This is a genomic window from Saccharothrix sp. NRRL B-16348 (assembly GCF_001280085.1).
Taxonomy (GTDB): Bacteria; Actinomycetota; Actinomycetes; order Mycobacteriales; family Pseudonocardiaceae; genus Actinosynnema.
The window spans coordinates 1-20,498 of the sequence record NZ_LGED01000216.1 but is presented as its reverse complement, the minus strand read 5'-3'; the positions used below and the strand labels follow the sequence as shown (position 1 = coordinate 20,498).

Genomic DNA, 20,498 nt, shown 5'->3' with positions numbered 1-20,498 from the left:
CCGTGCCACAACCGGGGGATTCTCCATCGGGCACCGGGTGGCGTGCCTAGCGTCCGACCCCGTGCCCGAGACGCCTGCCAAGCCGGACCAGCCCGCCGAGCCCGGCCAACCCGACCAGCCCGCCGACCGCGCCAAGCCCGTCAAACCCGACACGGCCGTGACGCTCACGCATCAGGCGATCACCCTGCGTAACACAGATCCCGCCGCCGCCCGCGAACTGCTCGGCGTGGCGCTGGCCGAGGACATCGACTACGAGCCCGCCTGGCGCTGGCTCGCCGAACTCGTCACCGACGACGCCGAACGCCGGTTCTGCCTCGACCACGCCTACGCGCTCAAAGCCGACCCCGCCACCGACCGGGCCCGGCGCGCGCTGCGCGGCGTCGAACCACAAGCGCCACCCGAGGCGCGGGACGTGGTCGAACCGCCGCGCCCGGACCCGACCGACCCCGCGCCCAAACGCCGCACGAAGCTGAAAGCGCTGGTCGCAGCGGGCATCGTGGTCCTGGTGACGTTGACCGGCGCGGGCGTGTGGTCCGCGGTCAGCCAGGCGACCGACACCCCCGTGCACGTCGCCCTGGTCGCGGGCCTGACCGGGCGCGACCCGGCCGCCGCCGCCCACCTCGAACGCGGCGTGCGGATGGGCCTGGACGACGTCAACGCGGACGGCGGCGTCAACGGCCACCCCGTGGAGCTGCTCGTCTACGACGACGCCGACCAGCCCGACCAGGCGAAGCGGATCGCCGAGGAGATCGTCCGCGAGAACAAGGCGCTGTACGTCATCGGGCACGGCGTCACGGCCACGTCCCTCGCCGCCGCACCGATCTACCGCGCGGCCGGCATCCCGGCCGTGACGCCGTCGGCGAGCGGGTCGAGCGTCACCGACGGCAGCGACTGGTACTTCCGCAGCATGTTCGGCGACCGCACCCAGGGCGACTTCCTCGCCGTGTACGCGGCCGAGGTGCTGGGCGTCGACAAGGTCGTGATCGTCCACGACGACCACGCGTCCGGCCGTTCCGCGCAGGCCGCGTTCGCGGACTCCTACCGGCGGTTCGGCGAGGTCGTCGCGACCGTGCCCGTCACCGACGACCCGCGGGCGGTCGTCGACCAGGTCAAAGCCCTCGGCACGCCGGTCGTGCTCGCCACCGAGGAGCGCAACGGCGTCCCGCTGGTGAAGGGCCTGCGCGACGCGGGCGTGGACGTGCCGATCCTGGGCACCGCCACCCTGGGCACCCCGTCGTTCCACGACGCCCTCGGCGGCGCCACGCGGGACCTGCACCTGGCCACGCCGATGGCGCACGACTCGCTGTCCGGCCCCGCGCTGAGGTGGGCCGAGGACTACCAGCGGCGGTACGGCGAACGCCCGCGCTGGCAGGCCGCCACGGCGCGGGAGGCGCTCAACGTCGGCCTGCACGTCGTCACCACCCACCACATCGGACTCGACGAGACGACTATCGCCGACGACCGCGAGCGGCTGCGCGACGGCCTGGCCGCGTTGAAGGACAAGAGGAACGCGTTCCCGGCGCTGCTCGGGCCGCTGTACTTCACCGCCAACGGCTCGGCGCAGATGCCGGTGTCGTTCGTGACGAGCGACGGCACGCGGCTGGTGTCCGCGCCGGTGCAGCTGACGAGCTACGAGCCGCCGTCGCCCCAGGCGTTGGGCGCGGGCCTGGCCGACGGCACGGTGATCGCGATCGGCGACCGGTACCTGACGCGCCGCCAGGTCGTGGCCACCGGCATCAACCTCAACGAGGTGCGCGACCTGGACACCCGTGACGGCACGTACTTCATGGACTTCTTCCTGTGGTTGAAGTACACGGGCCCGCACACGGCGGCGGACGTGCAGTTCGTGAACGCGGTCGAGCCGGACCTGAGGCTGGGCGAGCCGTTGCGCGACGTCACCGGCGAGGACGGCACCTACCGGCTGTACCGGGTGGCCGACCGGTTCAAGAACGGCTTCGAGTTCCGCAGCTTCCCGTTCGACCACCAGCACTTGAAGGTCGTGCTGCAGAACCGGACGCGGACCGCCGACGAGGTCGTGTACGTGACCGACAAGGAGGTGCTGGACCTGCCCGCCGAGCACCACCTGCGCAGCGGCGCGGACGCGGAGGCGACGATCAACGACATCCCGAACTGGCTGGCCACGTCGGCGCGGTTCTTCCAGCGGACCGTCGGCAGCAGCGACGCCCTGGGCGACGGCTCCGCGGCCGGCGCCGCCGAGGGCATCTACTACAGCCAGTACACGGGCGAGGTGGAGATCGTCCGCGACACGCTGCCGTTCCTGCTGAAGAACCTGCTGCCGCTGCTGCTGCTCATCTGCGTCACGTACCTGTCGCTGTTCTTCAGGCCCGCGGACGGGGCCGCGCCGGTGTCGATGGGCGTCACGGCGATCCTCAGCACGGCCGTGCTGCTGAACAACGTGACGTCGCAGCTGCCGTCGGTCAGCTACACGGTGGCGTTGGAGTGGGGCTACTACGCGTTCATCATGCTGGCCGCCGGGTGCGTGCTGATCGTCATGCTGCGCAAGCGGCTGGTGGCGATGCGGCACGACGAGGCGGAGCGGCGGCTGGCCCGCGCCTCGCGCGTCGGCTACCCGGTGTACCTGCTCGCGGTGCTGGCCACGTACCTGGTGGCGTTCGGCTAGCGACGGCGTTCGTCCTGGGTCACGAGTAGACGAGGCCGGCGAAGGACCCGGGGCCACCGCCGACTCCTTCGCTGGTCACCACGACCGCCGGTGCGAGGATGGCCAGCGTGCCGTCGTGCCACTCGATGGTGTCGGTGCCGTACTCGCCGCGTTCGACCAGCGTCTCCAACGTCTGCCCGCGCTCGACCAGGGGAAGTGCCGCCAGCGCGGTGAGGCTGCCGTTCCCGGGGTCGACGGTGACGACGACGCCCGGCGACTCGTGGCCCAAATCCTTGGCGAGGGAGAGGTCGGCCTGGGCCTGGAAGGCGATCAGCTTCCCGTCGTCGACGGTGATCGCCGAGAGCGACAGCTCGCCTTCCGCGCGGGCGTGCCAGCGCTCCGCGCCGGTGTCCAGGTCCACCGCGACGATCCCGTGGAACCTGCTGCTGGGGCCGTTCGGATTGGACTGCAAGTAGAGCACGTCGTCGCCGACCACGACCGCGGTGCACACGGACGGCCCGGTCGACCGGCCGTAGGTGGGGCAGGGCAGCGAGATGTTCTCGCCCGCGATGATGGAGAGGAGCACCCGGTGCGTGCCGGGGGCGTCCGGCGTGCCCTTGCCCGGTTCCACCCGCCAGATGTCCTGGCCCTTGGTCCCGTTGTAGACCACCACGGTCAGCGGGTCGACCGACAGCACGCCCGTCAGGGCGGGCTTGCGGCCCTTCTCCGGGTGGAGCCACCCCCACAGCGGTTTCACGTTCTCGTCGTACCCGGCCAGCACCCACAGGATCTCGTCGCCGCTGCGGCACCGCAGCCACGACACCAGGACGCCGTCGACGCCCAGGTGGTCGGTGGCGGCACAGCCCGTCGGCTCCGCCTTGAGGTCGGACGGCGACCCGTCCGCGAGGCCGCGGGTCTGGCTGCCCTTCCCGTTGCTCACGTGGACGAGCCCGCCCGAGATCACGGGCTGGGAGAGGGAGTTCGCGTACTCGCCGCCCACCTGGTCCAGCTCCACCGTCCACAGCTCCTTGCCCGCGGTGATGTCGACCAGGGTCAGCTGGTGACAGCCCTTCACCGCCTTCCTGCCCATCCCGTCACCGCGCAGGACCGCGACGTGCCCCTCCGGCGTCATCTCCCGCGAGGACCGGCAGGAGCCGTTGCCCGCCACCGGGATCCGCCAGGCCACCGAACCGTCGGAGATCTTGTAGGCGACGACCTCGCCCGGCATCTCCCGCACCAGGTGGTCGTCGGTCCACCAACGCCCGTCGACCCACGACCCGACCGCCATCGCGATCTCTTCGCCCTCGGGCTTCCAGTCCTCCGGGAAGTACTCCTCCACCGTGCGCGTGAGCTGCGTGCCCGCCTCCGCCGCGAGTCCTTCGCCCGCGCCACCGGCCCGCAGCCAGAACCACGCACCGCCGGCTCCCGCGGCCACCACCACCGCGACGACAACGGCGACGATGACCCACCGCGCCCCCTTGTTGCCCTTGGCCGGTGGCGGGACCGGAGGGCCGTACCCCTGCGGCGGACCGGGGTGCCACTGACCGGGGTTGCCGGGCAGGCCAGGACGGCCGGGCGCGCTGTAGTGCGGGTGTTGGGGGTACTGGGACACCGGGTTCCTGTCACGTCGATCCACGCCAGGCGACGAGGCACCCTGGCAAGCCGACGTGAGGCTATCCGCCGGCGTGACCAGGTGATGTCAGGTGAACGCCTTACACGGCTTAGGATCGTCGGGATGTCGAGGGCCGATCGCAGGAGGCGCCGAACCCGTGGGTAAGGCTCGCACGCTCGCCGAGGTGTACCGGCGGTTCGGCGAGGTCGACGCCGCGACGTCGCCGCTGCGCGGACGCGTCGCCGTCGCCCTGAGCGAGTCCGACGGGGCGTTGCAGGCCATCGGTTCGGCACCGGCGCGCAAGCGGCAGCCCGCGCTGATCCTCGCCGCGCTGCACGACCTCGCCCTCGCCGGACGCGCACCCGCACTCGCCGCGGCCTATGCCGCCGGGAACGGCGAGGCCGCCGCCGACGCGGCGATCGACACCCTGCTGCGCCTGACCGACGCCGTCGTGGACATCGCCGTGCGCCGGCGCGTGAGGACCGACGAGACCGGGCGTGGCGCGGTGCTGTACCCGGCCGTCGCCGAGGCGGCACGACGGGTCGGCGCGACCGCGGTCGGGCTGGTCGACGTGGGCTGCTCGGCCGGTCTCAACCTCACGGTCGATCGCGTCGGCATCACCTACGGCAATGGGCAGTCGCTGGGCGACCCCACGTCTCCGGTGCGGGTGTCGGCTTCGATCGTGGGCGACCGGCCCGTTCCGACGCGGGCGATGCCCGAGGTCGTCGCCCGGATCGGCGTCGACGTCGACCCTCTCGACGTGACCGACGCGGACGACGCCCGCTGGTTGCGCGCCTGCCTGCCACCCGACGAACCGGAGCGGATGGCGAGGCTCGACGCGGAGATCACGTTGGCGGCGGCGCACCCTCCGCTGCTGCTGCGAGGTGACGCCGTCGACGTGCTGCCCGACGCGTTCGCGCACGTGCCCGCGGACGCCCTGCCGGTCGTCACCACGACGTGGGCGCTGTCGCGCTTCCCGCCGGAGGACCGCGCGCGCTTCCTGCACCGCCTCGACGAAGCGGCGGCGGGTCGGCCGGTGGCGTGGGTGTCGGCCGAGGGGGTCGGGGTCGCGCCGTCGATACCGACGCTCGGCGACCGCCCTGCCTCCGGCCACAGCATCATCGGCGTGGCGGTGTCCGACGGGTCGGGCCGGCACGCCGAAGCCGTCGGCCGCTGCTGGTCGCGGGGCCGACTGCTGGCGTGGCTGGCCGATTCCTAGGGCGCTGACGGGGCGTTGGCGTCCCACCAGTCGAGCACCCGGGTCGCGTACAGGGTCAGCCACTTCGACGGCTCCCCCGCCGGCACGTCGACCTCGAACCAGACGCGTCCGGGATGCCGGCGGGACTGGAGCCAGGTGCCGTCGGGCTGCCGCCGCGCGCGGATGAGTTCGATCGCGTCGGCCATGCGCGGGTCCGGCGGCGTGCCGTCGAGCAGCGAGACCTGGCGGAAGTGCTCGGCGGCGTTGAGCACGTCGTAGAACCAGCGGAAGGGGTACGAGAAGCGGTCCACCCACGGCGCCACCGGCTCGCCCGTGGACAGCCGGCGGAACAGCCCGCGGGCCAACAGGTACTCCTCGCCGGCACGGCGGGCGGCACGCGTCGCGTCCGTGCCGCCGGTCGCGGCGTCGTAGGAGAGCAGTCCTTTGAGCGAGTTGAGGGTCGAGTGGAACGACGACCGCATCGACCCCTCGACCCACGCGCAGTTCCAGCCGCCGTCGGGCAGGCGGTGCTCGACGAACCAGTCCACGATGCCGGTGATGTCGGCCCCGAGCCACAGGCCGTTCTGGACGGTCCACGCGTTGATGCAGCAGTCGACCTCGCCGCCCCAGTACGGCAGGTCGTCGTACTCCCAGCGGCAGTGGCGCTCCAGCAGTTCCGCCGTGCCGCGGTCACGCAGGACGGTGGAGTCCATGCCCCACTCCCGCAACGTGTTCAGCGTCCACGTCGTCGCGGTCCAGGGCTGCCCGGCGCCATCGGCGGCTTCCGGGCCGTGGAAGTCGAAGCCGGCGGGGAAGAACGCGCCGCCCGCCCACCGGCCGTCCGTGTCCTGCAGCGCGAGCAGGCGTGCGCCGAAGCCCTCGGTCGCGATCCTGGCCCGCGTCGCCTCCCAGACCTCGGGCGGCGCGTGGACGACGTCGCGCTCGACCTGCCAGCGCAGCGCCGGATCGGCGTCGAGCAGCCAAGAAACCCCGGTCATGGCCCGACTCTAGTCGACCTGCTCGTCCTCCGGGCTGCCTTCGGCGAGCGCGGCGAGCACGTCCAGCGCGGCGGCCAGGGTCGGGGTCGACGCGGAGGCGAGGGCGAGGCGGACGGCGTTCGGCGCGTGGCCGGGCACGACCGCGAACGCGGCGGCGGGCGTGATGGCGATGCCCCGCCGTGCCGCGGCGGCCACGAACGTCTCGGCGCGCCACCGGTCCGGCAGCCGCCACCAGCAGTGGTAGGAGCCGGGGTCGGCGCTGATGTCGAAGCCGGCCAGGCGTTCGCGCACGAGCCGCTGCCGTTCGTGCGCGAGCACGCGTTTCTGGTCCACTATGGACTCCACGGTGCCGTCGGTGAGCCACTCCGTCGCGGCGGCGAGCGCGAAGTGGCCGACCGCCCAGCCGCCGGAGCGCGCGGCGGCGGCGACCCGGTCGACCAGGTGCGCGGGCGGGACGGCGAACCCGACCGTCAGGCCGGGCGCGAGGCGTTTGGACAGGCTGTCCACCACGGTCGTGCGCTCGGGCGCGAGCGGCGGCAGGTCGGGGCCGAGGAAGGCGTAGATGGCGTCCTCGACCACCTGCACGTCCAGGTCGCGCACGGTGTCGGCGAGTTCGGCGCGGCGTCGTTCGGGCATGGTGGTGCCGAGCGGGTTGTGCAGGGTCGGCTGGAGGTAGACCGCGCGCACGTCGGCGGCGCGGAGCGCACCCGGCAGCACGCCCGCGTCGTCCACCGGCAGCGGCACGAGCGTGACGCCCAGCCTGGTCGCGATCGCCTTCACCACCGGGTAGGTGACGGCCTCCACCCCGAGCCGCCCGCCGACCGGCACCAACGCCGACACGACGGCCGCGATCGCCTGCCTGCCGTTGCCGGTGAACAGGACCCGGCGCTCGTCCGGCGTCCACCCGCCCCGCGCCAGCACGCGGGCGACGGCGGCGCGTGCCTCGGGCGTGCCGCGGACGCCGACCGGCGTGAGCGCGTCGCCGAGCCCGTGCCGGACGAGCCGGTCGAGACCGGGCACCAGCAGGGCGGGCTGGTCGGGCAGGACGCAGAAGTTCAGCTCCAGGTCGACCCGCGCGCCGCCCGGTTCGGCCAGCGCGGGCTCGACCGGCGGGCGTGCGGCCCGCACGAACGTGCCGCGCCCGACCTCGCCGACCGCGAGCCCGCGGCGGATCAGCTCGCCGTAGACGCGGGCCGCCGTGGAGCCGGCGATGCCGTGCCTGCGGGCGAACGCGCGTTGCGGCGGCAGGCGGTCGCCCGGCTTGAGCCTGCCGGTCGCGACGTCGGCGGCGAGCCGGTCGGCGATCAGGCGGTAGTCCGCCACGCGCACCTCACATTGCACCGAGAGCATTGTTTTCATTGCACCGAGCAGGGTGGCGTTCCTAGGCTTCGGACGTCAACCGGACAGTGGGGGGATCATGCGGGTCAACGAGATCGACATCGCCTACGACGACGAGGGCGACGGCGTCCCGGTGCTGCTGGTGCACGGCCACCCGTTCAACCGCTCGATGTGGCGCCCTCAGGTCGAACGGCTCCGCTCCCGTTACCGGGTCATCGTGCCTGACCTGCGCGGATACGGCGAGACGACGGTCGTGCCCGGCAAGACGCCGTTGGACGTGTTCGCCGGCGACCTGATCGGCCTGCTCGACCGCCTCGACCTGGACCGGGTGGTGGTGTGCGGGTTGTCGATGGGCGGCCAGATCGCCATGGAATTGCACCGATCGCACCCGGCACGCGTCCGTGCGCTCGTGCTGGCGGACACGTTCCCCGAGGCGGACACGGCGGCGGCCCGCGAACTGCGGCACGAACTGGCGGCGCGGGTGCTGCGCGAAGGCATGGGGCCGTACGCCGACGAAGTGCTGGACAAGATGATCTCGCCGCACAACGTCGTCGCGCTGCCGGCCGTCGCCGAGCACGTGCTGGGGATGATGCGCGGCACGTCACCGGAGGGTGCGGCGGCGGGGTGGCGGGGACGGGCGGAACGGCCCGACTACCTGGACTCCCTGTCCCGCGTCACCGTGCCCGCGCTCGTGGTCGTCGGCGAGGACGACGAGTACACGCCGGTCGCCGTGGCCGAGCGGCTGCACGCGGCCATCCCCGGCTCGGCGCTCGCGGTCATCCCGGGCGCGGGCCACCTGCCCAACCTCGAACGGCCGGCGGAGTTCACCGACGCGCTCGAACGGTTCCTGACCACGGTCCAGGCGTGAACCGGGGGCGGGTCTAGGCGGGGCGACCGGGCGACCGGACACCGCAGAGCAGCCCGTCACGCGGCAGTGCGGTCGGGGCGGGGCGGAGCTTGTCGGCGACCTGCGCGGCCGTGGGACGGCGGCGGACGGACAGCGAGGTCATCACCGAGAGCAGGCGGGCGAGACCGGCGGGCACGTCGTCCGGGACCCTGGGCGGGCGGTGCAGGCGGGCGACGGCGGCCTCCACCCGGTCGCCCTGGTACTCCCGGTAGCCGGTCAGGCACTCCAGCAGCAGCAGGCCGAGCGCGTAGACGTCCGCGGCCGGGCCCACCTCGTCACCGCGCACCTGCTCCGGCGCCAGGTAGGAGGCGGTGCCGACGACCTCGCCCACGTTGGTGACGCGGGTCGAGCCGAGGGTCCGGGCCAGCCCGAAATCGGCCAGGTAGGCGGTGTCCGAGCCGTCGAGCAGGACGTTCGACGGCTTCACGTCCCGGTGCACGACGCGCTGGTCGTGCACGTGGGCGAGGGCGTCCGCCACCTGGTGGCCGAGGGTGCGGACCTGCGCGGGCGTGAACGTGCCGGCCAGCAGCCGGTCGCGCAACGTCGTGCCTTCGACCAGCTGCATGACCACGAACGACGCCCCGTCGCACGTGCCGACGTCGTAGACGGACAACAGCCCGGGGTGCGACAGGCCGGCCAGCGTGCGGACCTCGTTGTCGAAGCGCCGCTCGTCCACCTCGTCGCCCCGCACGACCTTGACCGCGACGAACCGCCGGAGCAGCACGTCCCACCCCCGGTGGACCTCGGCCGCGCCGCCCGCGCCGAGCTTGCCCGCCAGCTGGTAGCGACCTGCGAGCACGCGTTCCCCGGTGGCCAACGACATGGCCCCACCCTTCGGGTCGCCGATCCGGACGTCCGGCGAATTCCCGAACGGCGACGCGGCCAAACGCCGGAGGCCACCAGGGCTGGACGGCCCTCCTCAGAGGACATCCGGTCAGAGGACATCCAGGCGGGGCGCGGCGGACGCGGCCTGCGCCGCCTGGGCCACGGCCTGCGCGTCGGCCAGGTTGGGCACGCGCACGGCCATCGCGGGCACGGCCCGCTTCGTCGGCTTCGTCGTGTAGACGGCGAAGACCTTCGACGCCCGGTCGTAGGTGACGCCCTTGGCCTGGTTCCAGTCCACCTGCAGGACCTGCTTGCGCACCAGGCCGACGAAGAGGAACAGCAGCCGGTGGTTGGTGCAGGCGAGCACGCCGGAGCCCTCGCCCTGCGCACCGGTCAGCGCCAGCACCCGTTCCTCCGGGCGCAGGTAGCCGCCCAAGAGGTTGACCTCCTTCATCGAGCCGATGAGCACGCCCCGCACCCGTTCGAGGGCCTGCGCCACGTCGGGCCTAAGCGTCGGCGCGGGCGGTGGCGTCGGTACCGGTGACGTCGGCACGGCCGCCGCCACCCGGCGCACGGCCGTGTGGAACGTCCAGCGGTGACCGTCCCAGTAGCGGACCAGCGCGTCGTCGAGCGGATCGGTCAGCCACGCGGCGGGCGAGTGGGGCACCGGTCACTCACCGCCGTCGTCGGAGAGGTCGCCGTCCGACCCGGCGTCACCGGCGCCGACTCCCGACAGCACCGGGTCACGCCGCGCCGCGCCGTCGACGAGACGTCGACCCGGGTCGGACGCACGCCACTCGACGGCTTCCGCCGTGTCGTTGTACTCCAGGACGTGGTCGTCGCCCAACGCGACCAGCAGGTCCCTGACCTCCGCCGGCGTGGCGTAGAAGAACTCGCGCCGCGGGTTGACCATGTTCACCCGCTTCTCGCTCAGCCGCTGGTGCAACGCGGTCTCCAGGGCGATCGCGTCGTCGGAGAAGAACAGGGCGTGCGTGTCGAACCGGAACGGCACCGACGCGTCGCCCAGCTCGCGCACCCGGTCCATCGGCTCCAGCCGCCGCGTCATGCCGATCTTGACCACGTCCGGCCCGAACGCGCCGACGTTGGAGATCACGTAGACGTAGCCCGCGCGCACGTTCGCCGCACGCCGCTCCACCCCGGTGATCGCGTCGTCGACCGCCGCGAGCTGCTCCCGCGCCCGCGCCAGCCCTTCGACGTCGCCCTTCGCCTCCAGCTTGGTCACGACGGTGGCGTAGTGCGACCGCTCCTTGGCCAGCCGGGCCCGCTCGCGCTCGATCTCCTTCATCACCTTCGCCTCCTCGCGGAGCCGTTCGCGCTCCGCCCGGGCCGCGTCGCGCTCGGCCTCGACCTTGACCAGGTAGTCGGCGGTCAGGTCGATCTCGTGCAGCCGCAGCCGGTGGTAGTCCGGCGAGATGACGATGCGCATCAGCGCGCCGAGCTTGCCGATGGTGTCCCGGGTCGTGGTCAGCCGCTTCTTCACCGCCTCACGGGTGTGCGGCTTGACCGCGCGCACCGCGTTGTCGGCCTCGGCGTTGTAGGCGCGCAGCATCAACTTGGCGATGTCGCGGCCCAGCTTCTGCCCCTCCTTGACCGACCCGTTCACCGCCCAGTCGACCTGGCACGCCACCGCGTCGTCCTTGGCCGCCGCCTTGATCTGCTGCTTCAGCCCGTCCAGGGCGCTCTTGTACGCGAGCGCGTCGTCCAGCGGGTGCGCGTACTCGTAGACCCCGACCTCCTGCAGCAGGGCCAGCTCGCGCGTCTCGACCAGCTGCGACCGCCACGTGCCGACCTCCGCCACCAGCCGCTGCCGGGACGCGCCGAGCGTCGCGTGCTCCTGCTTGGCCTGCTCCACCGCCGACCGCAGGCCGCGCAGCTCGGCCTCCAACGCCCCGGTCTCCGCCCCGCGGAGGTGACCGACCCACCCGCGCAGCTCGGCGATCGTCGCGTGCGCCGCCGCCACCTGCTGCTGGAGCGCCGCGATCTCCGCGCTCTCCTTGTTGCCGAACAGAGCCACCCTGGTCCTCTCCCGGAGCCACGCCCGGAACCACGCGGACACGTGGGTTCCCGGCCATGTCACCGTGGATCGGCACCCGGACCACCCGCGTTACACCGCGCGGCGGGCCCTCACCGGTCACTCCCGCAGGGTGGCGCACTGGTCGGTGCCCGGGCAGTTCCGCAGCAGCCGCACCTGCGGCGGGGTGGTGATCGTGGCGGGTGGCTCGACGGCGCCGTCCGGCCAGCGGATGGAGACCGCCATGACCGAGGTGTTGTTCGCGTACGACTTCTCGACCAGGGTGCGGTCGCCGTTGACGGTGTTCACCACGTCGTACACACCGGACGGCACCTTGGTGATGTCCAGCCACTGGAAGTCGACGGTGTGCGGGTAGTCGTCGCCGTAGCCGACCGAGATGCCCTGCACCACGCTCAACGCCTCCGGCGCGTGGTGGCCGCACTTGTTCAGCCGCAGGAACGCCGCCAGCCGACCCTGCGGGGTGTCCTCCGCGCCCGGCCGGTTCGGCAGCCGGTCGTGGGTCGCGTACCGGTCGCCGAGGCAGAAGCCGTTCTTCCGGTCCGTCACGACCGTGTCACCCGAAGGTGTGCGGAGTTGGAAGTGCTCGAAGCCGAGCAGGTGCCAGTGCTCGTGCGTCGCCGCCGGCTCGTAGTACAGGGTGGCCGGGATGGGGTGCTGCGCCTGCTCGTAGGCCATCGGGATGGAACCGTCCACAGCGGACTGGAATGCCTGCCGCGCGGCCATCCGCGGCTGCCCGGCGTCACTCCGCCTGCCGTGGATCACCAGCGGCCCGTCGCCGATGTTGTCCGCCGATGTGGTGAACCTCAGCCGGATTGCCCCGATCGGGCCCACTTGCACGCACTCGCCGTTCGGCGCGGCCGGGTCGGCGACCGGGCACACGTCCCAGTCGACGCACCACGACGGGTTGCCGGTGAACCCGCCGCGGCACCCCACCGGGGCCTGCCGGAGGTCCGGCAGCAGCACCGTCCCGGCCCCCTCCGCGTGCGACGGGCCCACCGCCGACGCCACGAGCAACGCCGTGGTGATCAACGCCGTGTGTCTTCGCATCATCGCATGTCCGTCCACTTCAGAATGATCCACTCACCAATCTACTGAGGCACCCCGACAACTCGAGCCACCCGACGGGCAAGTTCACTCGATCGACTGAGGCGCAAGGGAAATCGGCCGCCGGGACTCTAACCTTCACCGCGATCGCGCCCCGGGCGCGCGTCATCCGCGACTGGAGGTGGGTCCGATAGACCAGGGAGTCCCCGGCACCGTCACGATGGTGTGCGGCACCAGGCCGGAGCTGATCAAACTCGCGCCGCTGATCCGCGTGATGGGCGCCAACGCCACCGTCGTCTACACCGGACAGCACTACGACACCGCGATGTACCACCGGATCCGGCAGGACATCGGCCGCCCCGGCCGGTTCCACGAGCTGACCGTCGGCGGCGGCACGCGCGGCGGACAGCTCGGCGCGGCCATCGCGGCGGTGGACGAGCTGCTGGCGCAGCACCCGACGACGGCGGTGATCGTGCAGGGCGACACGACGTCCGCGCTCGCGGGGGCGTTGGCCGCCAACGCCAACGACGTGCCGCTGGTGCACGTCGAAGCCGGGCTGCGCAGCTTCGACCGGGCGATGCCCGAGGAGCACAACCGGGTCGCCATCGACCACCTCGCCGACCTCTGCTGCGCGCCGACGCCGCTCAACCACACCAACCTGCTGGCCGAGAGCGTCCCCGAGGAGCGCATCGCGATCACCGGCAACACGGTGGTCGAAGCCCTGGTCACGGCGCTGCCCGGCCGTGACGAGGAGACCGTCGTCCTCGCCGCGCACGAGCTGGAGCGCGACGGCTACGTGCTGGCCACCGTGCACCGGCCGGAGAACGTGGACGACCCGGTCAACCTGGAGACGATCCTGCGCGAGCTGAACCGGCTGCCGCTGCCCGTGGTGCTGCCGCTGCACCCGCGCACGGCCAAGCGGGTCGAGGCGTTCGGCCTGACCGCCCTGCTGCACCGGCTCAGGGTGGTCGAACCGCAGGCGTACCCGGCGTTCCTGGCGCTGGCCCGGTGCGCCGCCGTGGTCGTGTCCGACTCCGGCGGCATCCAGGAGGAGGTCAGCGTCCTCAAACGGCCGGTGGTCGTGGTGCGCCGCAGCACGGAGCGCCCCGAGATCGAGGGCACGTTCGGCACCCTCGTGCCGCCGGGGCCGCGGGTGTGCGCGGAGGTGCTGCGGTGGTTGGACGACGTGGCGGGCCACCGGGAACGCCTGGAGCACATCCCGTCGCCCTACGGCACCGGCTCGCCGTCGGCCCGGATCGCCGCCGCGCTCCGGCAGCTGGTCCGCGGCGAGCCGGTGCACACCCGGCGGCTCAGCCCGGAACAGGTTGTGGTGCCCCCGCCAGCCTCGCGGCGACCCGTCGCGCGAGTCCCGCACTCGAGTTCCAGCTCGTGACGTCCGGGTAGACGTGCGCGGTGGTCGCCAGCAGCAGCGGGGTGCCGGCGACCACCACGGGCGGCCGGCGCGCCAGGTACCCGAGCGGGTACACCGGCTCCACGAACGGCGCCTTGAACACCCGCACGTCGTCCAGGTCCTCGCGGCACAGCGCGGGGTGCAGGGCCAGCAGCTGCGAGGTCCACCGCGCCGCGATCGCCGCGTCGTCCTCCCGGAACAGCGCGGACTCCCGGTCGGTGTACCGCATCGCGTAGACCAGGTGCCGCCCGTCGTACGGCTCCACGCCCGCCAGCGGCGTCATCTGGATCAGGCCGTCGAACTCGGTGCCGGACCGCACCACCGGCGTCCAGTAGTGCCCGGACAACGGCCGGCGCAGGAAGAACAGCGCGTTCACCACGCCCTGGTACGGCAGCCGCACGTCGGGCAGCCGCGCGGCCAGGTCCTCGTCGGCGAGCTGCCGCAGCAGCGGCAGGGGCAGCGTCGACACCACGTGGTCCGCCGACACCGACTCGCCGCCGTCCAGCGTGATCCGCATCCGCCCGCCGGTGACGCCCATCCGCCGCACCGGCGCGTCCAGCCGCACCACGCCGCCACCGGCCTCGATCGACGCCCTCAGCGCGTCGATCACGGCCCGGTAGCCGCCCTCGGGGTACCCGCGCACCGACACGGCCCCCTCGCGCCCCAGGCGCTGCCACAGGTACAGCGCGGGCACGTCGCCGAACCGCGCGCCGAACTTCGCCCCGAACAGCGGCGCGAGCAGCAGCTCCCACACCCGGTCGCCGTACAGGCCGCGCAGCCAGTCCTCGGTGCGGGTGCCGTCGAGGTCCTTCCCCCGGCCCAACCGCCGCAGCAGCACCGAGACCGCGCCGAACCGCAGCCGGTCGAGCACCCTCAACGGGGTGAACCTGAGCAGGTCCAGCGCCGTGTTGAACGGGAACGCCCGACCGTCCACGACCATGCCCATCCGGGTCGGCCGCCAGGCGATCGAGTCGCGCAGCCCGAGGTCGCCGAGCAGGTCGAGCAGGTGGTCGTCGGTCGGCATCACGCAGTGGTAGAAGCGCTCCACCCAGCGGTCGCGCCACGGGAAGAACGTGCCTAGCCCGCCGAGCTGGTCGCTGCCCTCCAGCAACGTCACCCTCGTGCCGGCGCGCACCAGGCGGTGCGCGGTGGCCAAGCCGCAGATGCCGCCGCCGACCACCACCACGTGCCCGCGGTCCGCCCGCCGCATCACAGCGCCCGGTACGGCGCGGGCGTGAGCCGGTCGCGGACCAGCAGCTTCACGTACTGCCCGACGGTGCGGACGATGCGGATCTTGCTCGGGCCGTGCTTGCGGTCGTAGCGCAGGGCCAGCGGCACCTCGGTGACCACGGGCCGGCAGTGCCGCAGCTTGAGCAGCAGCTCGACCATGCACGCGAACCCGCGTTCCTCGATGAGCCGCTCGCCCCAGTGCCGCTCGGCGCGGGCCAGCAGGCTGACCCGGTAGGCGCGGAAGCCGCTGGTGCAGTCGCGGACGCCGTCGACCCGCAGCACGCGGCGGAACAGCACGGCCGCGCCGCGGGACAGCAGCCGGCGCAGCGGCGGTGCGGTCGCGTCGTCGCCGCCGTCGACGAACCGGGAGCAGATCACCACGTCCGCGCCCGCCTCGATCTCCTGCCGCATCCGCAGGATCAGGGCCGGGTCGTGGGTGTCGTCGGCGTCCATCACCACGACGACGTCCTCGTCGCCCGCCTCGGCCAGCACGGCGCGCAGTCCTGATTGGACGGCTTGGCCGAGGCCGAGGTTGACGGGGTGGCTGACCAGCCGGACGTCCAGGCCGGGCCAGCCGTCGGCGACGACGTCCGCGGTGCCGTCGGACGAGCCGTCGTCGACGACCCAGGCGGTGAGCTCCCCCGCCGGGGACGCCTCGGCGAGCCGGGTCAGCAGCGGCGGCAGCGAGGCCGCCTCGTTGTAGGCGGGCAGCACGACGTGGGCACGGACGTGGGTGCGCGCGCCGTCGGGACGGGCCGGTCCGCCCTGTTCCGACGCGGTGCGCACGTCTCCTTCATCGACGCTCAATGGGCCCCATTTCACTGGATGGCGGATGACGGTCCAGAATTATTCGCCTCCGGACCGCGACGGGATTCGACCACCCCGGTGGTATCTCGTCGCACGTCTGGCTGAATTACCGCAGGGTCAGAGCGCGCCGGCTACCGGAAAGGGGAATAGTGATCACCGAACGAGTGAATTAGCGCCAATGAATCACGCTTGATGCACACCGAGTGAGCAGAGAGTCCCGTTCGGATGGTCTCGAACGGGTGACCAAATAATCGGGTTCATGGTGGGAAGGACGTCGTCCGAATGTGGTGTGGCGTGGACGGGACGCGCTCGGTCCCTGGCAAGGGCGGTCCGAGGTGAACGGGGTCGGCTCGGCGACCACCCCGACCCTGGTGTCGCGGTGGCGGCACCCGCGGCTCCGCGAGGCGTCGGGGTCGGACCTGCTGCGGCGGGTGAACGCGGTGGCGGTGCTGCTGGTCGCGGTGGACGTGACCGCGGTGGCCGCGGTGGCGGCCCGGTACTCGCCGGGCGCGGGGTGGACGGCGGTGGTGGCGGCGGCGCTGCTCGGCGTGCGGGCCGCGTGCCGGCTGTACCGGCGGCGGCTGTGGCTGTCCTGGTTCCACGACCTGCCGCGCTCGGCCGGCGCGACGGCCGTCGCGTTCGCCCTGGTCACGCTGGCCGGCCTGGTCGCAGGCGCGCCGCCGGACGCCGCCCTCGCCACGCAGTGGGCCGTGCTGGCGTTCGCCGTGCTGAGCGAACCGGCCCGGCTCTTCGTGTTCGCCTTCGGCCGCTGGTGCCGGCGGAGGTTCCACCGCTGCGACCGCACGATCGTGGTCGGCGCCGGGAAGGTCGGAGTCGACCTGGTCGGCGCGATGCTGGCGCACCCGGAGTTCGGCCTGCGGCCGGTCGGCTTCGTCGACCCGGAGCCCGCGCTGGACCGCACCGCCCTGCCGGTCGGGCTGATGGACGAGGACCTGGCCGACGCGATCACCCGGTTGGGTGTCGGCACGGTCGTGCTCGCGTTCTCGCACGCCCGCGAGTCGTCGGTCGTCGACTCGGCCATCATCGCCCACCGGCTCGGCTGCACCACGCTGGTGGTGCCCCGGATGTTCGAGCTGTACCAGGACGGGCCGGACATCGAACGGCTGCGCAGCTACCCGCTGATGCGGCTGGGCACCGCGCCGACCAGCAGGCCGAGCTGGTGGGTCAAGCGCGCCATGGACGTGCTGCTCGCCGCCGTGGCGCTGGTCGTGCTCTCGCCCGTGATCGCGCTGTGCGCGCTGGCCGTGCTGCTGGAGAGCGGCCGACCGGTGATCTTCCGCCAGATCCGGGTCGGGATGGACGATCAGCCGTTCGTGCTCTACAAGCTGCGCAGCGTGAGGATGAACGGCGAAGACGATTCCCAAGTCACCTGGTCGGTGGTCGGGGATCGCCGGGTCGGGCCAGTCGGGCGATTCCTGCGCAGCACTTCGCTGGACGAACTGCCCCAGTTGTGGAACATCATCCGGGGCGACATGTCCATCGTCGGACCACGCCCGGAACGCCCTGGTTTCGTCCGCGAATTCTCGGCTATCCACGAGCTATACTGGGCCCGGCACCGCGTGCCGACGGGGTTGACCGGGCTCGCGCAGGTGCACGGGCTGCGGGGTGACACCTCGATTGTCGACAGGTCTCGATACGACAACTACTACATAGCCAACTGGTCGTTGTGGCTGGACGTGAAAATCCTGTTGCAGACGGTGGGTGAGCTGTTGTGCCGAAGGAACCGCTGAACCGACGACGACCCCGCCGCGTCCTCGCCCTGTTGTGCGCCGCCGCGCTCCTGGTGCCGAGCGCGGCGTGCACCGCGGGCGCCGCCGCCGGCCGGGAGACACCGCCGCACGACCCCCTCGGCCCCGTGCCGAAGCCGCTCGCGCCGTGCGGCTGGTGGTACGGCATCGGCGAGCCGCCGACCAACCGGGACATCACGTTCGCCGCGCAGCACTACAGCCTGGTCGTGCTCAACGCGACCGAGACGTCCTCGCTGCGCCGGCTCAAGCAGCTCAACCCGAAGATCAAGGTGCTGGTCTACAAGGACTTCTCCAGCGCGCGCAACTACCCCGGCGCGGTCGACGGCGACGTGGACGCGCCGTTCCTGCCGACCGGCATCGGCTACTTCAGAGCGCACCGCGAGAGCCCGCACTGGTTCGCGGTGGACACCCACAACAACCGGATCGAGTGGAATTCCTACCCGAAGCACTGGCAGATGACCGTCTGGGACCCCGCCTACCAGAAGGCGTGGAGCGACGCCGTCACCGCCGAGGTGGTGCGCGAGGGCTGGGACGGCGTGCTGGCGGACAACGACTTCAGCTCCCTGAAGTACTACTCGTCCGCCGTGCTCAAGGGCACGGCGGACGCCGCCGAGTCCGACCGGGTGATCCGCGAGGGCATGGACACGTTCCTCACCACGGCCGGTGACACCCTGCACAAGGCCGGGAAGATGCTGATCCCGAACGTGTCCGAATCCCACCTGACCGCGGGTCGGTGGTCGGCGCACTCGCGCTACGACGGCGCGATGGAGGAGAACTTCGGCCTGCGCGACACCGGTACGGGTGAACTGCTCACGTTCAAGGGCAACGAGTGGAAGGAACTGCGGTCCCAGGCCGCGCTCGGCGAGACGTGGCTCCTGCTGATCACCCACACCAAGGGCGCGCGGGAGGAGCGCGTCGGCTTCGCCACGGCCGCACTGCTGGCGAGCCCGCACACCTGCTGGTCCGGCGCCACCACCAAGGACTACCGCAACCCGGACTGGTCGCGTTACCAGGACTCGAACCTGGGCGAGGCCACCGAAACGGCGAACCGCCTCCCCTCCGGCGTCTGGGACCGACGCTTCACCGGCGGCTACGTCGCAGTCAACCCGACCGGTCAATCCGCCAAGATCACCCCACCACCGGGCCTGGTCAACATCGACGGCGGCGCCACCGCCCCGTCCACCATCGACCTGGCCGCCGGCGACGCCATCATCCTCATCAACCCAACCGACTCCACCACCACCGTGCCCACCGCTACTACCACTACCACCACCACAACTACCGAGCCAACCACCACCACACCCACCACCACCACCACCGAGCCGACCACGACCACGACCACGACCACGACCACCGAGCCGACCACACCCACCGAGCCACCGAACACCACCTCCTAACCGACTGAACCCAGAAGCCTCACCCGTGAACTACGGCGCCACGGACCGCCGGCTACGGCTACGGGTTGTCAATGAGCCGGCGGTAGAGGTCGAGGTGGCGCCGCGCGCACACGTGCGGCGCGAACCGCTCCCGCGCCCGTTCAGCGAGCTCCAACCCGATCCGCGCGGCATCGGGCTCGGCGAACAACGCGCGCAACCGATCAGCCAGCCCGTCAACATCACCCGGCGCCGCCAACGCACCGTCCGCCCCCGCGCACCCGAGCATGTCCGCCACCCCACCGGTGTCCGTCGCCACCACGGGCTTGCCCGCCGCCATCGCCTCCGCCACCACCAAGGGCTGCTGCTCCATCGTCGACGGCAGCACAAGGGCGTCGTGGTGCCTCAACAACTCCGGCACGTCCGACCGGAACCCCAAGAACTCCACCCTCCCCCCCAACGCCCGCGCCAACTCCTCCGCCTTCGCCCTCTCCGGCCCGTCACCCACCACGGTCAACGTCGCGTCCACCGGCATCACACCGGGCAACGCCAACGCCGCCAACAACGTGGCCAACCCTTTCCTCTCCACCAACAACCCGACGAACACCAACCGCCGCACCGGCCCGACCGGCGGCTGCACGTGCGCGGGTTCCACGCAGTTGTCGATGTGCGCCAACCGCGCCTCGGGCACCTTCAACCGCGCCGCCAGGAACCGCCCCATGGCCTGCGCCGGCACCACCGTCCTATGCACAGCCCGTGCCACCACAGCATCCGCCGCCAACACAGCCCGCGTGTAAGCCGAGGGACCCACCGCCCCCTTGCCACCCCGGAACCACTCTTCACCCACATCGTCCGGCACCCCGTGGTACGTCTGGACCACCTTGTGCCGCAACCTCAACCCAGCACTCACCAACCCCGCCCGCCGATCCTGCGCGTGCACCACATCCGGCCGCCACCCCCGCACCACCGCCCGCGCCCGCCGCCCAGCCCGAACGTCCACTTTGTCACCAACCTCAACCACCTCGTGACACCCGCCCAACTCCTCCACCCCCCGCCGAGGCACGGGCCCGAAAACCCGCACCTCCACCCCCAACTCCATCACCGCCCGCGCCAACCGAACCGTGACATCCACCGGCCCCCCACTGTCCTGCGTCAACAAGTACGCCACCCTCACCGACCACTCACCTCCACAAGCAGAACTTCCGGAACCAACAACGGACCCGCAACCGCCCCGCAGAGGCCCGATTTGACATGGGTTCGGGTGCTTTAGGCTGGTCGAAGCCGGGCAGGCTTGGCGGACGCTCTTCCCGCCA

16 protein-coding genes are annotated in these 20,498 nt (G+C 72.3%); 6 read left to right on the top strand and 10 right to left on the bottom strand.

Going from position 1 to position 20,498, the window contains the following annotated elements:
* Positions 1-61: 61 nt before the first annotated feature.
* Positions 62-2,641 carry an ABC transporter substrate-binding protein gene (locus tag ADK67_RS28890; RefSeq protein ID WP_053719688.1) on the top strand — a complete coding sequence of 860 codons (2,580 nt, stop codon included), beginning with the start codon at positions 62-64 and terminating at the stop codon, positions 2,639-2,641.
* Between the two features lie 19 nt (positions 2,642-2,660).
* Here ADK67_RS28890 and ADK67_RS28885 read toward each other — a convergent pair whose 3' ends face one another.
* Entirely contained in the window at positions 2,661-4,256 is a 1,596-nt protein-coding gene (locus tag ADK67_RS28885; protein ID WP_197289663.1) for an outer membrane protein assembly factor BamB family protein, read from the bottom strand.
* A 133-nt stretch (positions 4,257-4,389) separates the two neighbouring features.
* On the opposite strand from ADK67_RS28885, the gene ADK67_RS28880 reads away from it, so the two are divergent.
* Positions 4,390-5,451 (top strand): DUF2332 domain-containing protein, encoded by a 1,062-nt coding sequence (locus tag ADK67_RS28880; protein ID WP_053719686.1) that lies wholly within the window; start codon positions 4,390-4,392, stop codon positions 5,449-5,451.
* Here ADK67_RS28880 and ADK67_RS28875 read toward each other — a convergent pair.
* Positions 5,448-6,428 (bottom strand): hypothetical protein, encoded by a 981-nt coding sequence (locus ADK67_RS28875; protein WP_053719685.1) that lies wholly within the window; start codon positions 6,426-6,428, stop codon positions 5,448-5,450. The genes ADK67_RS28880 and ADK67_RS28875 overlap by 4 nt on opposite strands.
* A gap of 9 nt (positions 6,429-6,437) precedes the next feature.
* A complete protein-coding gene (locus ADK67_RS28870; protein ID WP_053719684.1) occupies positions 6,438-7,751 on the bottom strand; it encodes an aminotransferase-like domain-containing protein in 1,314 nt (437 codons plus the stop codon).
* Positions 7,752-7,845: 94 nt separating this feature from the next.
* Here ADK67_RS28870 and ADK67_RS28865 point away from each other — a divergent pair, with 94 nt between their 5' ends.
* On the top strand, positions 7,846-8,634 hold the full coding sequence (locus ADK67_RS28865; protein WP_053719683.1) for an alpha/beta fold hydrolase: 789 nt from the start codon (positions 7,846-7,848) through the stop codon (positions 8,632-8,634).
* 13 nt (positions 8,635-8,647) lie between these two features.
* On the opposite strand, the gene ADK67_RS28860 is transcribed toward ADK67_RS28865, so the two are convergent.
* From ADK67_RS28860 to ADK67_RS28845, 4 genes are all read right to left on the bottom strand, one after another.
* Positions 8,648-9,496, bottom strand: a complete 849-nt coding sequence (locus tag ADK67_RS28860; RefSeq protein WP_157620913.1) for a serine/threonine-protein kinase — start codon at positions 9,494-9,496, stop codon at positions 8,648-8,650.
* Positions 9,497-9,607: 111 nt separating this feature from the next.
* Entirely contained in the window at positions 9,608-10,165 is a 558-nt protein-coding gene (locus ADK67_RS28855; RefSeq protein ID WP_053719681.1) for a DUF2510 domain-containing protein, read from the bottom strand.
* Between the two features lie 3 nt (positions 10,166-10,168).
* Entirely contained in the window at positions 10,169-11,575 is a 1,407-nt protein-coding gene (locus ADK67_RS28850; RefSeq protein WP_231648400.1) for a DUF4041 domain-containing protein, read from the bottom strand.
* A gap of 75 nt (positions 11,576-11,650) precedes the next feature.
* Positions 11,651-12,601 carry a lysyl oxidase family protein gene (locus ADK67_RS28845; protein ID WP_053719680.1) on the bottom strand — a complete coding sequence of 317 codons (951 nt, stop codon included), beginning with the start codon at positions 12,599-12,601 and terminating at the stop codon, positions 11,651-11,653.
* Between the two features lie 214 nt (positions 12,602-12,815).
* Here ADK67_RS28845 and wecB point away from each other — a divergent pair, with 214 nt between their 5' ends.
* Positions 12,816-13,988, top strand: a complete 1,173-nt coding sequence (gene wecB / locus ADK67_RS28840; protein WP_053719679.1) for a non-hydrolyzing UDP-N-acetylglucosamine 2-epimerase — start codon at positions 12,816-12,818, stop codon at positions 13,986-13,988.
* On the opposite strand, the gene ADK67_RS28835 is transcribed toward wecB, so the two are convergent.
* Together ADK67_RS28835 and ADK67_RS28830 are read right to left on the bottom strand one after the other, a co-directional pair.
* Positions 13,906-15,216, bottom strand: coding sequence for an FAD-dependent oxidoreductase (locus ADK67_RS28835; RefSeq protein WP_053719678.1), 1,311 nt, complete (start codon positions 15,214-15,216; stop codon positions 13,906-13,908). The genes wecB and ADK67_RS28835 overlap by 83 nt on opposite strands.
* Positions 15,216-16,022 carry a glycosyltransferase gene (locus tag ADK67_RS28830; protein ID WP_231648399.1) on the bottom strand — a complete coding sequence of 269 codons (807 nt, stop codon included), beginning with the start codon at positions 16,020-16,022 and terminating at the stop codon, positions 15,216-15,218. Before ADK67_RS28830 ends, ADK67_RS28835 begins: the two co-directional genes overlap by 1 nt.
* Positions 16,023-16,378: 356 nt before the next feature.
* Here ADK67_RS28830 and ADK67_RS28825 point away from each other — a divergent pair, with 356 nt between their 5' ends.
* Together ADK67_RS28825 and ADK67_RS28820 are read left to right on the top strand one after the other, a co-directional pair.
* A complete protein-coding gene (locus ADK67_RS28825) occupies positions 16,379-17,794 on the top strand; it encodes a sugar transferase (RefSeq protein ID WP_082403971.1) in 1,416 nt (471 codons plus the stop codon).
* The gene (locus ADK67_RS28820) at positions 17,776-19,209 is read left to right on the top strand and encodes a putative glycoside hydrolase family 15 protein (protein ID WP_231648398.1); all 1,434 of its coding nucleotides are present in this window, start codon (positions 17,776-17,778) and stop codon (positions 19,207-19,209) included. The genes ADK67_RS28825 and ADK67_RS28820 overlap by 19 nt, the downstream gene beginning before the upstream one ends.
* Before the next feature lie 58 nt (positions 19,210-19,267).
* On the opposite strand, the gene ADK67_RS28815 is transcribed toward ADK67_RS28820, so the two are convergent.
* Entirely contained in the window at positions 19,268-20,317 is a 1,050-nt protein-coding gene (locus tag ADK67_RS28815; protein WP_269436038.1) for a glycosyltransferase family 4 protein, read from the bottom strand.
* Positions 20,318-20,498: the final 181 nt, after the last annotated feature.

What these genes read in the sequence shown, in the direction of transcription:
- ADK67_RS28875 (WP_053719685.1), bottom strand. Translation starts at nt 6,428, where the DNA reads ATGACCGGGGTTTCTTGGCTGCTCGACGCCGATCCGGCGCTGCGCTGG.
- ADK67_RS28865 (WP_053719683.1), top strand. Translation starts at nt 7,846, where the DNA reads ATGCGGGTCAACGAGATCGACATCGCCTACGACGACGAGGGCGACGGC.
- ADK67_RS28860 (WP_157620913.1), bottom strand. Translation starts at nt 9,496, where the DNA reads ATGTCGTTGGCCACCGGGGAACGCGTGCTCGCAGGTCGCTACCAGCTG.
- ADK67_RS28845 (WP_053719680.1), bottom strand. Translation starts at nt 12,601, where the DNA reads ATGATGCGAAGACACACGGCGTTGATCACCACGGCGTTGCTCGTGGCG.
- wecB (WP_053719679.1), top strand. Translation starts at nt 12,816, where the DNA reads ATGGTGTGCGGCACCAGGCCGGAGCTGATCAAACTCGCGCCGCTGATC.
- ADK67_RS28835 (WP_053719678.1), bottom strand. Translation starts at nt 15,216, where the DNA reads ATGCGGCGGGCGGACCGCGGGCACGTGGTGGTGGTCGGCGGCGGCATC.